Source organism: Streptomyces sp. NPDC051322, from assembly GCF_040689485.1.
Classification (GTDB): domain Bacteria; phylum Actinomycetota; class Actinomycetes; order Streptomycetales; family Streptomycetaceae; genus Streptomyces.
Genome location: NZ_JBFBAK010000006.1, coordinates 37584 through 53674, shown reverse-complemented (window position 1 = coordinate 53674; position 16091 = coordinate 37584). Strand labels below are relative to the sequence as shown.

Below are 16091 nucleotides of genomic sequence, written 5' to 3'. Positions count from 1 at the left end.
CGGCGGCCGCACCCCGTGTGGGCGAAAACACCACGGCGTCCCCGGACACCCCACCGTAAAGTGGCGGACATGCAGGTGATCCAGTCAACGAAGCTCGCCAACGTCTGTTACGAAATCCGGGGCCCGGTGCTCGAGGAGGCAATGCGGCTGGAAGCGGCAGGTCACCGCATCCTCAAGCTGAACACCGGTAACCCGGCGGCCTTCGGCTTCGAGTGCCCGCCGGAGATCCTCGAGGACATGCTGCGCAACCTCGGGGGCGCGCACGGTTACGGCGACGCCAAGGGCCTGCTCTCCGCGCGCCGCGCGGTGATGCAGCACTACCAGACCAAGGGCATCGACCTCGGCGTCGAGGACATCTACCTCGGCAACGGCGTCTCCGAGCTGATCCAGATGTCGATGCAGGCGCTGCTCGACGACGGCGACGAGGTGCTGGTTCCCGCGCCGGACTACCCGCTGTGGACTGCGTCCGTATCGCTGGCCGGCGGTACGGCCGTGCACTACCGCTGCGACGAGCAGGCCGACTGGATGCCGGACCTCGCCGACATCGAGCGCAAGGTCACCGACCGCACCAAGGCGATCGTGATCATCAACCCGAACAATCCGACGGGTGCGGTCTACGACGACGAGATGCTGCGCGGCATCACCGAGATCGCCCGCCGGCACCATCTGATCGTCTGCTCCGACGAGATCTACGACCGGATCCTCTACGACGGAGCCACCCATACCCCCACCGCCGCGCTGGCACCCGACCTGATGGTGCTGACCTTCAACGGCCTCTCCAAGAACTACCGGGTAGCCGGGTTCCGCTCCGGCTGGCTGGCGGTCTGCGGCCCGAAGGCGCACGCCTCCTCCTACATCGAGGGTCTGACGATCCTCGCCAATATGCGGCTCTGCGCCAATATGCCCTCGCAGCACGCGGTGGCCACCGCGCTGGGCGGCCGGCAGTCCATCCAGGACCTGGTCCTGCCCGGCGGCCGGATCCTGGAGCAGCGCGACACGGCGTACGAACTGCTCACCCGGATCCCCGGGGTGACCTGCGTCAAGCCCAAGGGTGCGCTCTATCTCTTCCCGCGTCTCGACCCGAAGGTCTACAAGATCAAGGATGACCGCCGGCTGGTCCTCGACCTGCTGCGGGCCGAGAAGATCATGGTCGTGCAGGGCACCGGTTTCAACTGGCCGGAGCCCGACCACTTCCGCATCGTGACGCTGCCGACGACCAAGGAACTCACCGACGCGGTGACCCGGATCGGCACCTTCCTGGACGGATACGTGCAGCGGTAGCGCGGAACGGATCACCGCAGGACCGCAGTCAACTTTAGACAGAATCTAAGCTAGGATGGTCTCCTGTCCACGAGAAGGAGGCCATCCCATGTATGAACCGATCCGCACCAAGTCGGTCCACACGATGGCCGAGAACCGCACGGCTTACCCGCACCGCTCCCGCGAGGAGGAGCTGGACATCCAGCTCGCCGGCCACCTGGCAGCCCTGCTCGCCCTCACCGACGAGCTGGGCCTGACCGCCGAGGGCGACCGGATAGCGGCCCAGGTGACCCGGCTGCGCGGCGCCGCACCGATCCGCCGGACCGGACCGGAGAACACCCGGCCCACTGCCGACGACACCGCCCTCCACCAGCGCGCCCATGCCCTGGCCGGCCGCGCCCTGGTGGTCGCCGCATCCCGGGCGGACACCGCCGCCGCGATCCTCGCGGCCGAGCGGATGGACGCCCACACGGCAGCCCGGCACCTGACCCGCGCCCACTGAACGGCCCCGGTTCGCGGGCCGCGAAGGCGCGCGAACCGGGCGCCACACACCGTCACCCACCGCCACGCGCCCGTACGCCAAAGGCCCGGCCCCCCGCGCCGTGAGGGGGCGCGGGGGGCCGGGCGGACGCGACGGGTCGGGATGACCCCACAGGTCAGGGCGGATGTCGGTGAACCCGCCGCGTGGATCGGGCAGCTGCCGGGGTGTCAGCCCAGGCGCTGGACCAGCGCGCGGTACTCGTCCCACAGCTCCTTCGGAGCGTGGTCGCCGAAGGTGTTGAGGTGCTCGGGCACCAGCGACGCCTCCTCGCGCCAGACCTCCTTGTCGACGGTGAGCAGGAAGTCCATGTCGGCTTCCGAGACGTTCAGGCCCTTGGTGTCCAGGGAGCCCTTGGCCGGCAGGATGCCGATGGGGGTCTCCACGCCCTCGGCGGTGCCCTCCAGACGCTCGACGATCCACTTCAGCACCCGGCTGTTCTCGCCGAACCCGGGCCAGACGAACTTGCCGGCGTCGTTCTTGCGGAACCAGTTCACGTAGTAGATCTTCGGGAGCTTGGCCGGGTCTTTGTCAGCTCCGACCTTGACCCAGTGCCCCATGTAGTCGCCCATGTTGTAGCCGCAGAACGGCAGCATGGCGAACGGGTCGCGGCGCAGCTCGCCGACCTTGCCCTCGGCCGCGGCGGTCTTCTCCGAGGCGACGTTCGCACCGAGGAAGACACCGTGGTTCCAGTCGAACGACTCGGTGACCAGCGGGACGGCGGAGGCGCGGCGGCCGCCGAAGAGGATCGCCGAGATCGGCACGCCCTTCGGGTCCTCCCACTCCGGCGCGATGGTCGGGCACTGGCCGGCCGGCACGGTGAAGCGGGCGTTGGGGTGCGAAGCGGGGGTGCCGGACTCGGGGGTCCAGTCGTTGCCCTTCCAGTCCGTGAGGTGCGCGGGCGTCTCCTCGGTCATGCCCTCCCACCAGACGTCACCGTCGTCGGTGAGCGCGACGTTGGTGAAGACGGAATTGCCCCACAGCGTCTTCATGGCGTTGGCGTTGGTGTGCTCGCCGGTGCCGGGCGCGACCCCGAAGAAACCGGCTTCCGGGTTGATCGCGTACAGCCGGCCGTCCTCGCCGAAGCGCATCCAGGCGATGTCGTCGCCGATGGTCTCCACGGTCCAGCCGGGGACGGTCGGCTCCAGCATCGCGAGGTTGGTCTTACCGCAGGCCGAGGGGAAGGCAGCGGCGACGTATTTCGGCTCACCGTGCGGCGGCGTCAGCTTGAGCACCAGCATGTGCTCGGCGAGCCAGCCCTCGTCCCGCGCCATCACCGAGGCGATGCGCAGCGCGTAGCACTTCTTGCCCAGCAGGGCGTTGCCGCCGTAGCCGGAACCGTAGGACCAGATCTCGCGCTCCTCCGGGAAGTGCGAGATGTACTTGGTCGAGTTGCACGGCCACGGCACGTCCTTCTCGCCCTCGGCGAGCGGGGCGCCCAGGGTGTGCACGGCCTTCACGAAGAAGCCGTCCGAGCCGAGCTCGTCCAGGACGGGCTGTCCCATGCGGGTCATGGTGCGCATGGAGACGGCGACGTACGCGGAGTCGGTGATCTCGACGCCGATCGCGGAGAGCGGCGAGCCGAGCGGGCCCATGCAGAAGGGCACCACGTACATCGTCCGGCCGCGCATCGAACCGCGGAAGACACCGCCCTTGCCGTCGGTCCCGGTGAAGATCTCGTGCATCTCCGCCGGGGCCTTCCAGCGGTTCGTCGGACCCGCGTCCTCCTCCTTGACGGAGCAGATGAACGTACGGTCCTCGACGCGCGCCACGTCCGAGGGGTCGGAGGCCGCGTAGTACGAGTTCGGGCGCTTGACCGGATCGAGCTCGGTGAAGGTCCCCTTGGCCACGAGCTCCCCGCACAGGCGCTCGTACTCGGCTTCGGAACCGTCGCACCAGACCACGCTGTCCGGTTGTGTCAGCTCGGCGATCTCGTTCACCCACGAGATCAGGTCCTGGTGCTGGGTCGGAAGGACAGCGGGAGCCGCGATGTCGCGCGCCACGATTGCTCCTAGGTAAATCGGGGATGAGGGTTGCCTGCCCCTTGGGGGCTACGACCCGGATGCTTCACGTGTGGACCCTCTGGCGCTCATCCGGTGCCGACCTTACTCATATGATCCTCCGCGTTTGCCGCCCATATGTCCAGAGGGCCTCTCACGTGAGCATTGCCACTCGCCGGCGCCTCTGCCCGGTTCGGCTACCTACGGAACCGTAGGTAGCATCTACATATGACTTCTGCCGCCCGTGAAGTGACGACCGAGCTCCTTCCGACGCCGGTGAAGCCGAGGCTGCGGGGCTGGCTGCACGCCGGAATGTTCCCGGCCGTGATCGTCGCGGGACTGGTGCTGGTCGCCCTCGCCGACTCCACCCGGGCCCGGATAGCCTGCGCGATCTACATCCTCACGGCGTGCATGCTCTTCGGGGTCAGTGCCGTGTACCACCGCGGGACGTGGGGAAACGTGGGCGAGGCGATACTGCGCCGGCTGGACCACGCGAACATCTTCCTGATCATCGCGGGCACCTACACGCCCCTCACCCTCCTGCTGCTCCCCGGGTCCACGGCCACCCCGCTGCTCTGGGCGGTCTGGGCCGCGGCCCTGGCGGGAATCGCCTTCCGGGTCTTCTGGGTCGGCGCCCCGCGCTGGCTCTACACGCCGTGCTACATCGCGCTGGGCTGGGCCGCGGTCTTCTTCCTGCCCGACTTCATGCACGCGGGCGGCGTGGCCGTACTGGTCTGCGTGATAGTCGGCGGGCTGCTCTACAGCGCGGGCGGAGTCATCTACGCGCTGAAGCGCCCGAACCCGTCACCGCGCTGGTTCGGCTTCCACGAGGTGTTCCACTCGCTGACCCTGGCGGCCTTCATCTCGCAGTACGTGGCGATCTCCCTGGTCGCCTACTGACGGCCGCCCAACTGCCCCTTCAGCACGGCCGGGTCGGGGGTCGGCGCCTCGCAGGTGAAGTTGCGGCACACGTAGGCGGCCGGGCGCCCGTCGATCAGCGGCCGGTGGACGAGCAGCGGAAACTCCTCGCTGCCGCTCTCCCCGACCGCGACGACCGTGCCCGGCGAGCGTGCCAGCAGCGCGGTGCGGTGCAGCGCCACGGTCGCCGGGTCGCCGTCCGGTCCCACCACGGCCACCTCGCGCGGCCCGTCGACGACCGCCTCGGCGACGGCGAGGCCCCACCCGATGAACCGCGGTGCTCGCGGACCGAGCGCCTTGACCACGCCCAGCGCCCGCTCGGCGGCGGACCGGTGGGCCTCGGAGCCGGTGTGTGCGGCGTATGACAGCAGGGCCCCGGCAGCGGCCGTCCAGCCGGACGGCGTGGCGTTGTCGGTCGGGTCCTGCGGCCGGCGGATCAGTTGCTCGGCGTCGTGCGCGGTGTCGTACAGCGTGCCGTTCTCCCCGACGAACTGATCGAGTACGAGATCGAGCAGGAACCCGGCGAATTCCAGCCAGACGCCCTCTCCGGTGACCGAGGCCAGCGCGAGGAAGCCCTCGGCGACGTCGGCGTAGTCCTCCAGCACCCCGGCGTTGGCGCCGACCCGGCCGTCCTTCGACGTACGGGAGAGCCGGGCCCCTTCGTCCATGTGCAGACGCACCAGCAGGTCGGCGGCCTCGGTGGCGCGCTCCACCAGGTCCGGCCGGTCGAAGTACGCGCCGGTCTCGGCCAGCGCCGCGATGGCCAGCCCGTTCCAGGCGGCGACCACCTTGTCGTCCCTGCCGGGGCGGGGGCGCCGGGCGCGGGCGGCGAGCAGTCGTGCCCGTACGTCGTCCGGGGCCTCGGCGCCGGGCAGCTGAAGCACCGAGGCGCCCGCCTCGAACGTTCCGGCCACGGTGACCCCGTACAGCTCGGCAGCCCGCTCGGCGTCCTGCTCGCCCAGCACCTCACGCAGCTCGGCCGGCGTCCACACGTAGTACGCGCCCTCGACATGCCGCCCGCTCGCGTCCTCGCTGTCGGCGTCCAGCGCGGAGGCGAAACCGCCCTCGGCGGTGCGCAGTTCGGTGGCGATGAAGTCGGCGGTCTGCAGCGCGACACGGCGGGCGAGCGGGGAGCCGGTGGCCCGCCACAGATGGGCGTAGACCCGGCAGAGCAGGGCGTTGTCGTACAGCATCTTCTCGAAGTGCGGCACCACCCACTCCCGGTCCACCGAATAACGCGCGAACCCGCCTCCCAGCTGGTCGTACATCCCGCCGCGCGCCATCGCCTCGCAGGTGTCGGCGGCCATCTGCAGCGCGCCGTCCGAGCCGGTACGGGCGTGGTGCCGCAGCAGGAACTCGACGGCCATCGACGGCGGGAACTTCGGCGCCCCGCCGAACCCGGCGTTCGTCGCGTCGTACTCCCGGGTCAGCCCGAGCAGCGCCTGCGCGAGATCGTCCTCACCGGGCACCTCGGGCGCGTCGATCGCGAGCGAGCGGGCGGCGAGGTCCTGTACGACCTTGCCCGCCACCTCGTCCACCTCACCGCGCCGGTCCGTCCAGGCGGCCGTGACCCCCTGAAGCACCTGCCGGAACGACGGCATGCCGTGCCGGGGCTCGGGCGGGAAGTACGTACCGAAGTAGAAGGGGTGCGCTTCGGCGTTCAGGAACACGGTCATGGGCCAGCCGCCCTGGCCGGTGGCGGCCTGCACGGCCTCCATGTAGACGGCGTCGACGTCGGGGCGTTCCTCGCGGTCCACCTTGATCGCGACGAAGTGGTCATTCGCGTAGGCGGCGGTCTGCTCGTCCTCGAACGACTCGTGAGCCATCACATGGCACCAGTGGCAACTGCTGTAACCCACGCTGAGCAGCACCGGCACCCCACGCCGGCGCGCCTCCTCGAAGGCCTCGGCCGACCAGGGCCACCAGTCGACCGGGTTGTCCTGGTGCTGGAGCAGGTAGGGGGACGTCTCGTGGGCCAGGCGATTCGGCATGGGACCCATCCTGCCGCAGTGAGGGTGCGGATCGGCGGAACGGGCGCGGCGGGCGGACGTCCGGACACAGTCGCCGCTGTCGCCCGATCCCGACCACCTCACGGCGGCACCGCCCGTGAACTGGCAGGATGCCGTCCGGCTGCTCGCCGCTGCGCTGCCGGACAGGCCCGGTGTCCCGCGAAGGACTTCAGGTTCGGCCGAGTCTCCGCCGGGAACGCCTGCTTCACCGGCTCGACGTGGGCCTGGGGAAGTACGTTCTCGGAAGTGCGTTTCCCTCAACGAGGGGCAGTCGTTCCGGTCACCCGGGCACAGGCTCCCTCGCGTTCAGCCGTCCCACACAGCACACTTGACTCCCGACCGACTTCTCGGAGGGGGACGCATATGCGGGACAGCCATCGGGCCGAGGCCGAGCGGCTGCTGGTGCGGGCCGTGGAGGAGGAGGTGCGCCGGTCCGGTGGGCGTGCTGACGCGGGCGCCCTGCTGGCACGGGGACGCGGCGCACTGGATTCGCTGGCGGCCGGCGCGGCGGACGAGTACGCCGCGTACACCCGGGCGCTGGAGGCGGCGGAGGCGGACGCGCATCCGCTGTCCAGCCACTTCGGCGGTGCGGCCCTGGCAACGCCCGCGGTGGTGACCGTGGTTGCCGCGGCAGCCGCGTTCGGTTCGGACCTGGCGTTCGGTACGTCCGCGGCGACCGCGGTCGGCGCCGGCGTGGTCGTCGCGGTGGCGGGGGCGGCCGCGACGGTGGCCAAGGTGACCGCATCGCACTGGCCCGCCGCGCACCGCAGGGCCGGCGCGCTGGGGCAGCCGGGCGGCACCGAGCAGCTGCGGCTGGAATGGCTGACCGCCCTGGAGGTGCGGGGCATTCGCCCGTACCTGGACCAGCAGCGGATGCTCGCCGTACCGAAGAAGAAGGCGAAGGCAACGGTGCCGCCGCAGTTGCGGGGCACCGACAAGAGCGCGGCGGCGCGCCGGAGGTCCGTGCTGGAGCACTCGTTCGGGCAGCTGCCGCAGCCGGTGGGACCGTTCGCCGGCCGGCGGGCGGAGATGGCGCAGATCGCCCAGTGGGTGCATGCCGCCCGCGCGTCCACCGAGACCCGGCCGACGGTCGTGGTGCTGTACGGCATTCCCGGCTCGGGCCGCAGCACCCTCGCCGTACGGGCGGCACACCAGCTCAAGGACCAGTTCCGCGGGGCGTGCCTGGTCGATCTGCGCGGGGCCACCCGCGACGAGCCGCCGCTGCCGACCCGGGACGCGCTGCTGCATCTGCTGAACCGGCTCGGCGCGCCCCGCGAGCAACTCCTGTTCCGTGAGCGGACCTCGCCCGAACACCAGGTGAGGCGGTTGACCGAGCTGTACCACCAGCATCTGACCGGCTTGCCGGTCACCGTCGTGCTGGATGACGCGTCGGACGTCCCGCAGGTCCGCACGCTCATTCCGGAACGCTCGGACAGCCTGGTCCTGGTGACCGCGGAGCAACCGCTCGAACTGCCCGCGGACACCCCCGCCTGGGTGCACCAACTACCGGTGCGGGCGCTGGACGCGGCAGGCTCCGAGGAGCTGCTGCGGGAGGTCGCGGAGGAGGCCGAAAGCCCCTACGACGCCGCATCCACCGACCAGGTCACCGAATTGTGCGGCGGGCTGCCGCTGGCACTGCGGGTGGCCGGGTCCTCGCTCGGCCCGCGGTCCACCCGCGAGCTCGCCGCGCACCTGGCGGCGCAGGGGCATCAGACGCCGATCGAAGGCGCCCTCCGGCTGCGGTACAGCGACCAGCCGGAGCAGGGACGGCGCCTGCTGCGCAGGCTCGCGCTGGCCGGACGGGCCAGCCTGGGCGCCGCGGCGGCCGCCGCGCTGCTGGACACCGACGCCCTGGAGGCCGAGCACCTGCTGACCCGGCTGGCCCGGGCCGGCCTGGTCGACCATGTGCGCGGCAGCCGCTACCGGCTGCACGACACGGTGCGCGTCTTCGCCCGGGCCCGGCTCGCCGACGAGGAGCAGCAGCCGGAGCGCACGGCCGCGCACGAACGGCTGATCCAGAGCTACGCCGAGCTCGCCGACGCGGTGATCCGGCTGGTCGACGGCAAACTCTCCACCCGCGCCGGGCAGTTCGGCCCGCACGGCTTCGCCTCGCTGGACGCGGCGCTGCGCTGGCTGGACGAGGAGTCGAGCTTCATCACGTCGGCGCTGCGTCACGCGGAGGGCGTCGACCAGGAAGTGGTGCTGCATCTGCTCGGCGCGCTGTGCGACTACTGCCTGCTGCGCGGCGACCTCTACCGGCTCGGCGAGATCAGCGAGCTGACCGAGCGGGTCGGCCAGGGGCTGCTCCTGCGGTCGGTGCAGTGGCGTACCGGCATCGCCGCCCGCCAGCTCGGCGAGCTGGACAAGGCCCGCACCACCCTCACCTCGGTCGTCGGCCTCTACCACGAGGCCCAGCACGCGGCGGGCGAGGCACTGGCGCTCGCCTCCCTCGGCATCACCCTGCACCACCAGGGCAACCTCATCGAGGCATCGGCGAAGCTGCGCCAGGCCGTCTCGCTGCAGGCTTCGCCCGATCTCGCGGCGGACCGGGCGTGGTCGCTGCACGCGCTGGCCGCGGTGGAACGCGACCGGTCGAATCTGCCCGAGGCGCTGACGCTGCTCTCCACGGCGCTCACCCTGCACCAGGAGAGCGACTCGCTGCACGGGGAGGCCTGGACGCATTTCCAGCTGGGCCAGCTGTGGCTGCGGCTGGGCGATGTGGCACGCGCCGACGCGGAGCTGCGGACCGCGCTGGACGCCTACGGGCAGACCCGGGACGGCCGCGGTGAGGCCTGGGCGATGACCCAGCTCGCCAGGGCCCGGCTGGTGGACGCGGACCCGGCGACCGCCATCGACCAGCTCCGCCAGGCCCTCGCCCGGCACCGCGACAACGAGGACGCGCGCGGCGAGGCGTGGACGCTGTACTACCTGGGCCAGGCCCTCGAGGAGCGCGGCGACCGGGACCAGGCGGTACGGGAGCTGGAGCGGGCCCGCACGATGTTCTCCCGGATGCGGGATGTGTACGGCCTGGCCTGCGCCCGCCACCACTCCGGCCGGGTCACCCGCGACCAGAGCGCGGCCCGCACCGGAAACCTCCGCAACAGCGGGTTCGCCCGTCAGCTGCTGGTCGACGCCCGCGCCGACTTCCACCGGATCGGCGTCGCGCACGGCGAGGCCTGGACGTGCCTGGAGCTGGCCCTCGTCGACGCCGGCAACAACCGCGCCGCCCAGGCGCTCCAGCTCTGCGACGATGCCGCCGCGCTCTTCTCGTCGTACCACGACCGCAGGGGCGGCGACTGGGCCGGTTTCCTGCGCTGCACCCTGCTCCCTTACGCCTCCCCGGGCGGCTCGGAGGTCGGTGCCGCGGTGGCCGCCGAGGAACTGGCCCAGCTGATCCGGGCGACGCATCCCGGGCGGGATCCGAAGCTGGCGGATTGTGCGGAGGCGTTTGCGCTGGTGCTGGAGCGGGGGGTGAGGCTGGAGGACGGGTGGCAGGCGTGGCTTCTCGGCATGGTGCCGGGGCGGGAGGCCCGGGAGGTCATGGGCGTCCCGGTCACGGCGGTCCCCGGCTAGCGACGGGGTGGCTCAACTGTGAGGCTGACGGGAGTGAAATCACGCCCGTCCGGCGATTGAGGACACAGGGGGCCTGGGGGCTCGCCCCCAGATCCACCCCGTCAGCCTCGCTCGCGCTCCGGCTCCGCCTCCGCCCGGGACTCGGCCCCCGGCAGCGGCGCCTCCTTGAAGGTCACGCGCCCCATGTGCCGGTTCATGGACTTCATCAGCAGCCACACTCCCACGGCCAGCGCCGCGAAGATGATGAAGCCGAGAAGACCCGGGGTGACCTTGTTGTCGTCGACCTCCTGGGCCAGAGGGACGAGGTGCGTCAATGCCTGGCTAGCGCTCATAACTAGGCATTGTCCCGGATGCCCGCAAAGAGGTCGTCCTCGGGGAGGGAACTCTCCACCAGAGACTTCACGAGCTCGTACTCCTCGGTCGGCCAGATCTCCCGCTGGATCTCCAGCGGGACCCGGAACCAACCGCCCTCGGGGTCGATCTGCGTGGCGTGCGCGATCAGCGCCTTGTCACGGATTTCGAAGAATTCACCGCACGGAATGTGCGTGGTCAGCGTCCGCTCGACACGCTCGAATTCCTTCCAGCGCTGCAGCCACTCCGCGTACGGGGACTCCAGGCCGCGGGCCAGCAGTCCCTCGTGCAGTGCGACGGTGCGCGCCTTGTTGAAGCCCTGGTTGTAGTAGATCTTCTGCGGCTGATAGGCGGGGCCGAACTCCGCCTCGGGGTACTTCTCGGTGTCCGCCGCGCCGTCGAAGGCCACCATTGAGATCTGGTGGGTCATGATGTGGTCCGGGTGCGGGTAGCCGCCGTTCTCGTCGTAGGTGGTCATCACCTGCGGCCGGAACTCGCGGATCAGCCGCACCAGCCGGCCGGCCGCCATGTCGACGTCCTGCAGGGCGAAGCAGCCCTCCGGCAGCGGTGGCAGCGGGTCGCCCTCGGGCAGGCCGGAGTCGACGAAGCCCAGCCAGGCCTGGTCGATCCCGAGGATTTCCCGGGCCTCGTCCATTTCCTTCTTGCGGACCTCGTGGATGTTCGCCTCGATATAGGCGTCACCCTGGAGTTTGGGGTTGAGGATGGAGCCGCGCTCTCCTCCGGTGCAGGTCACGACCAGCACGTCCACCCCCTCGGACACGTACTTGGCCATGGTGGCCGCACCTTTGCTCGACTCGTCGTCGGGGTGGGCATGCACGGCCATCAGTCGCAGCTGCTCAGTCAAGACAGGATCCTCAGTGGTTCGTCGCAATCGGCGGCTTCTATAGTGACCGAAAGAGGGGACGGAAAATTCCGCGATCCCCTGCACAGGAGGAACGATCATGACGGCGGTAGGCGGACAGCTACCCGAGGGACGCTACGGCCCCTCCGCGGACCAGCGCGCCGATCGCAAGCTGAAGATCATCGGCGCGGTGCTCGGCGCGGCGTTGCTCGGGGTGATCGGATGGATCGGTTTCGACTACGTCGGCGGGTCGTCCATCAGCGGTGAGGTCATCAGCTGGGATGTCGCGTCGGACCAGGCCGTGGACGTGCACCTCGAGGTGCGCAAGGACGCGGGCACGCACGGCACCTGTACCCTGCGGCTGAAGGCGACCGACGGTAACGAGGTGGCCCGCATGGACGCCCCGTTCGACCAACACAAGACGCGGATCGACCGGGTCGTCACCGTGCGTACGACGGCCAGGGCGACCAGCGTGGAGCTGCTCGGCTGCCAGTCCGGCTCCTGACCCGGCCCCGCCCGGCCGGCGAGGGAAGATTCACGTCGCCGGAGGTTCTGCTTCCTCCCCCTTCCCCGTCGAAATTGTTAGGCTCGTGGTTTCGCCCGCCCCTGGAGGAACATCCTTCCGGGTAGGGCGTTGCTTTGTATTTCCAGTACCTACGAGGAGCACCTGTGACCCAGACCAGCGACAACGTCACCTGGCTGACCCAGGAGGCGTACAACCAGCTGAAGGCTGAGCTGGAGTATCTGCAGGGTCCCGCACGCTCGGAGATCGTCACCAAGATCGCGGCGGCCCGCGAGGAGGGTGACCTGCGCGAGAACGGCGGGTACCACGCGGCCAAGGAGGAGCAGGGCAAGCAGGAGCTGCGCGTGCGCCAGCTGACCCAGCTGCTCGAACACGCGAAGGTCGGCGAGGCCCCCGCGGCCTCCGGCGAAGCGGCTCCCGGCATGGTCGTGACGATCGCCTTCGACGGCGACGAGGACGACACCATGACCTTCCTGCTCGCCTCCCGTGAGTACGCCAGCTCGGACTTCGAGACGTACTCCCCCCAGTCCCCGCTCGGCACCGGCGTGATCGGCAAGAAGGTCGGCGAGAACGCCGATTACGAGCTGCCGAACGGCAAGACGGCCACCGTGAAGATCCTGAGCGCGGAGCCCTTCAAGGGCTGACCGACCGGGCTGACCGGCCGGCCGAAGGACGTGAAGGAGCCCCGGACGCACCACGTGCGTCCGGGGCTCCTGACATGACCGCTCAGGCGGTCGCCGAGCGGTACTTGCGGACCGCGAGGGTGCGGAAGACCAGCAGGATCACCACGGACCAGATCAACGAGGCCCAGACCGGGTGCTGCATGGGCCACGCCTGGGACGTGGACACGCCCGGGTTGCCGAAGAGAACGCGGCAGGCCTGGACGGTGGCGCTGAACGGATTCCACTCCGCGACGGGCTGGAGCCAGCCCGGCATGGTGGCGGTGGACACGAACGCGTTCGAGACGAAGGTGACCGGGAAGAGCCAGATCAGCCCACCCGACGTGGCCGCCTCGGGCGTACGGACCGAGAGACCGATCAGTGCGCCGATCCAGGAGAACGCGTACCCCAGCAGGAGCAGCAGCGCGAAGCCGCCGAGCACCTTGCCGATGTTCTCGTGGGTACGCCAGCCGACCAGCAGAGCGACGATCGCCAGGACCACCAAGGTCAGCGCGGTCTGGACGAGATCGGCGAGGGTACGCCCGGTGAGCACCGCGCCGCGCGCCATCGGCAGCGAGCGGAAGCGGTCGATGAGGCCCTTGTGCATGTCGTCGGCGATGCCCGCGCCCGCACCGGCTGTGGCGAAGGTGACGGTCTGCGCGAAGATGCCCGCCATCAGGAACTCGCGGTATTTCTCGGCGCTGGTCGAACCGTCCACGACGAGGGATCCGCCGAAGACGTAGCTGAACAGCACCACGAACATGACCGGCTGGATCAGCCCGAAGATGACCATCTCGGGGATCCGGGTCATCCTGATCAGGTTCCGCCTGGCGATGACCAGCGAGTCGACGACCGACTGGGTGATACCGCCGCGCGGCCGGGGCGCGGCCGGGCTCTGTACGGCGTCCGTGACGGCACTCACTTGCGGGCCTCCTTGGTGATACCGGCGGCGCTGTCCGGCTCGGCTTCGGCCGGCACCTCGGCCGCGTGACCGGTCAGCGAGATGAACACATCGTCGAGGGTGGGCCGGCGCAGCCCGATGTCGTCGATCTCGACGCCGCGCGCGTCCAGGTCGCGGATCACCTCGGCGAGCAGTTTGGCGCCGCCGTCGACCGGGACGGTGAGCTTGCGGGTGTGTTCGGCGATGGCGACCGCGCCCTTGCCGAGGGCGGTCAGCACCTCACTGGCGGGGGTGATCTGGTCGCGCTGGTGGACGACCACTTCGACGCGTTCGCCGCCCGTGCGGGCCTTGAGCTGGTCGGACGTACCTCGGGCGATGACCTTGCCGTGGTCGATGACGCAGATGTCGTGGGCCAGGTGGTCGGCCTCTTCGAGGTACTGGGTGGTGAGCAGCAGCGTCGTGCCGCCGGCCACCAGTTCCTCGATGACCTCCCAGAGCTCCTGGCGGTTCCGCGGGTCGAGCCCGGTGGTGGGCTCGTCCATGAACATCACGGGCGGCGAGACGACCAGGGCGGCCGCGAGGTCCAGGCGCCTGCGCATACCGCCCGAGTAGGTCTTGGCCGGGCGGTCGGCCGCGTCGGCGAGGTGGAAGCGCTCCAGAAGTTCGATCGCCCGGCGCTTCGCGTCGCGTCCGGACATCTGGTACAGCTGGCCGACCATCCGGAGGTTCTCCCGGCCGGTCAGATACTCGTCGACGGCGGCGAACTGTCCGGAGAGGCCGATGGAGCGGCGTACTTCGTTGGGCTGCTTGAGCACATCGATCCCGGCGACGACCGCCTTGCCGCTGTCGGGCCGCAGCAGGGTCGTCAGTACGCGTACGGCGGTGGTCTTACCCGCGCCGTTGGGGCCGAGCAGGCCCAGGACCGTGCCTTCGGGGACGTCGAGATCGACGCCGTCCAGTGCTCGTACATCGCCGAAAGTCTTGACCAGGCCTTCGGCGTAGATGGCGCCTGGCATATGAGTTCCCCCGGAGTGTGGGCGGATTTCTGCACATATCGTAAATTGCGGTGCGCGGGCCCGCCGTGAAGGCGGCGGCGCGGCCCACACCGTATCGCGATGTATCGCGTTTCCGCAGCTCTTTTTTCACGCCGGATACACCCCGGGTCCGGCAGCCCTAGCCGATGACGAGGTAACCGGCATCCCGCAGGGCGGCACCGACCTGTGTGCAGTGCTCGGGGCCCTTCGTCTCCAGGTGCAGTTCCACCTCCGCCTCGGTCAGCCCGAGGCGGGGATCGGTCCGGACGTGGCTCACGTCGAGCACATTGGCGTCCACCGTCGTCAGCACCCCGAGCAGCGTCGCCAGCGCACCCGGACGGTCCGTCAGACGCAGCCGCAACGAGAGGTAGCGGCCCGCGGCGGCCATGCCGTGCGTGAGGATGCGCTGTATCAGCAACGGGTCCACATTGCCGCCCGAGAGCACGGCGACCACCGGCCCCTCGAAGGCGTGCGGAGCGCTCAGCAGCGCCGCCACCGGACTGGCACCGGCCGGTTCCACCACCATCTTGGCCCGCTCCAGACAGAGCAGCAGCGCACTGGACAGCTCGTCCTCGGAGACCGTACGGACCTCGTCGACCAGGTCCTGGATGATCCCGAAGGGCACATCGCCGGGGCGGCCCACCTTGATCCCGTCGGCCATCGTCGCCTGCGCGTCGATCGAGACCGGCCGGCCGGCCGAGAGCGACGGCGGATACGCGGCCGCGCCCTCCGCCTGCACGCCGATCACCTTCACGTCGGGCCGCAACGCCTTCACCGCGACCGCGATGCCCGCGGCCAGGCCGCCGCCACCGATCCCCACGACGATCGTCCGCACCTCGGGGCACTGCTCGAGAATCTCCAGGCCCACCGTGCCCTGACCGGCGATGATGTCGGCGTGGTCGAAGGGATGGATGAAAACGGCCCCGGTCTCGCGTGCGTACTGCTGCGCCGCGGCCAGCGTCTCGTCGACGACCTGCCCGTGCAGCCGTACCTCTGCTCCGTACTCACGCGTCGCCGCGACCTTCGGCAGGGGCGCGCCCAGCGGCATGAAGACCGTGGAGCGCACCCCCAGCAGGGAGGAGGCGAGGGCGACGCCCTGCGCGTGGTTGCCCGCGCTCGCGGCGACGACTCCGGACGCGCGTTCCTCGGGGGTCAGTCCGGCGATCCGGACGTACGCACCGCGCAGTTTGAACGACCCGGTCCGCTGCAGGTTCTCGCACTTGAAACGGACCGGGGAACCGACCAGCGCCGAAAGGTGCCTGCTGCCCTCGATCGGCGTCGCACGCGACACCCCGGCGAGCATCTTCTGCGCTTTGAGGACGTCATCGAGGATCAGCGGCGGCAAGGGGTGTGACGTACCGATGCTCATGTGGCCAAGTCTGGCAGCTCCGGGCGCACCGAGCCGCCGCAGCCGGGCAGGACCATCATGGTGACAACGGCTTCGGGCAGCGCCGGTACGGCTC

The 16091-nt window shown here is 70.3% G+C and carries 13 protein-coding genes; 6 read left to right on the top strand and 7 right to left on the bottom strand.

Features of this window, described 5'->3' with window-relative positions; all coding sequences use genetic code 11:
- Window positions 1–69 precede the first annotated feature (69 nt).
- Window positions 70–1281 carry a pyridoxal phosphate-dependent aminotransferase gene (locus AB0436_RS15555; RefSeq protein ID WP_366468382.1) on the top strand — a complete coding sequence of 404 codons (1212 nt, stop codon included), beginning with the start codon at window positions 70–72 and terminating at the stop codon, window positions 1279–1281.
- Between the two features lie 88 nt (window positions 1282–1369).
- On the top strand, window positions 1370–1762 hold the full coding sequence (locus tag AB0436_RS15550) for a hypothetical protein (RefSeq protein WP_366468381.1): 393 nt from the start codon (window positions 1370–1372) through the stop codon (window positions 1760–1762).
- Between the two features lie 206 nt (window positions 1763–1968).
- On the opposite strand, the gene AB0436_RS15545 is transcribed toward AB0436_RS15550, so the two are convergent.
- On the bottom strand, window positions 1969–3801 hold the full coding sequence (locus AB0436_RS15545; protein WP_366468380.1) for a phosphoenolpyruvate carboxykinase (GTP): 1833 nt from the start codon (window positions 3799–3801) through the stop codon (window positions 1969–1971).
- 225 nt (window positions 3802–4026) lie between these two features.
- Here AB0436_RS15545 and AB0436_RS15540 point away from each other — a divergent pair, with 225 nt between their 5' ends.
- Window positions 4027–4698 (top strand): hemolysin III family protein, encoded by a 672-nt coding sequence (locus AB0436_RS15540; protein WP_366468379.1) that lies wholly within the window; start codon window positions 4027–4029, stop codon window positions 4696–4698.
- Here the strand turns inward: AB0436_RS15540 and AB0436_RS15535 are convergent.
- The gene (locus tag AB0436_RS15535) at window positions 4692–6707 is read right to left on the bottom strand and encodes a thioredoxin domain-containing protein (RefSeq protein WP_366468378.1); all 2016 of its coding nucleotides are present in this window, start codon (window positions 6705–6707) and stop codon (window positions 4692–4694) included. The genes AB0436_RS15540 and AB0436_RS15535 overlap by 7 nt on opposite strands.
- A 381-nt stretch (window positions 6708–7088) precedes the next feature.
- On the opposite strand from AB0436_RS15535, the gene AB0436_RS15530 reads away from it, so the two are divergent.
- A complete protein-coding gene (locus AB0436_RS15530; RefSeq protein WP_366468377.1) occupies window positions 7089–10298 on the top strand; it encodes a tetratricopeptide repeat protein in 3210 nt (1069 codons plus the stop codon).
- Window positions 10299–10399: 101 nt separating this feature from the next.
- Here AB0436_RS15530 and AB0436_RS15525 read toward each other — a convergent pair whose 3' ends face one another.
- Window positions 10400–10630, bottom strand: coding sequence for a hypothetical protein (locus AB0436_RS15525; protein WP_366468376.1), 231 nt, complete (start codon window positions 10628–10630; stop codon window positions 10400–10402).
- A 2-nt stretch (window positions 10631–10632) separates the two neighbouring features.
- On the bottom strand, window positions 10633–11514 hold the full coding sequence (mca, locus tag AB0436_RS15520; protein WP_366468375.1) for a mycothiol conjugate amidase Mca: 882 nt from the start codon (window positions 11512–11514) through the stop codon (window positions 10633–10635).
- A 97-nt stretch (window positions 11515–11611) separates the two neighbouring features.
- On the opposite strand from mca, the gene AB0436_RS15515 reads away from it, so the two are divergent.
- Complete coding sequence (locus AB0436_RS15515) at window positions 11612–12016, top strand: DUF4307 domain-containing protein (RefSeq protein WP_366468374.1); 405 nt, start codon at window positions 11612–11614, stop codon at window positions 12014–12016.
- Window positions 12017–12180: 164 nt separating this feature from the next.
- Window positions 12181–12678: a transcription elongation factor GreA gene (gene greA / locus AB0436_RS15510; RefSeq protein ID WP_366468373.1), complete on the top strand. Its 498-nt coding sequence runs from the start codon at window positions 12181–12183 to the stop codon at window positions 12676–12678.
- Between the two features lie 82 nt (window positions 12679–12760).
- Here greA and AB0436_RS15505 read toward each other — a convergent pair whose 3' ends face one another.
- From AB0436_RS15505 to ilvA, 3 genes are all read right to left on the bottom strand, one after another.
- Window positions 12761–13615, bottom strand: coding sequence for an ABC transporter permease (locus AB0436_RS15505; RefSeq protein WP_366468372.1), 855 nt, complete (start codon window positions 13613–13615; stop codon window positions 12761–12763).
- The gene (locus AB0436_RS15500) at window positions 13612–14610 is read right to left on the bottom strand and encodes an ATP-binding cassette domain-containing protein (RefSeq protein WP_366468371.1); all 999 of its coding nucleotides are present in this window, start codon (window positions 14608–14610) and stop codon (window positions 13612–13614) included. The genes AB0436_RS15505 and AB0436_RS15500 overlap by 4 nt, the downstream gene beginning before the upstream one ends.
- A gap of 157 nt (window positions 14611–14767) precedes the next feature.
- Window positions 14768–15997 (bottom strand): threonine ammonia-lyase, encoded by a 1230-nt coding sequence (ilvA, locus tag AB0436_RS15495; RefSeq protein ID WP_366468370.1) that lies wholly within the window; start codon window positions 15995–15997, stop codon window positions 14768–14770.
- Between the last annotated feature and the right edge of the window lie 94 nt (window positions 15998–16091).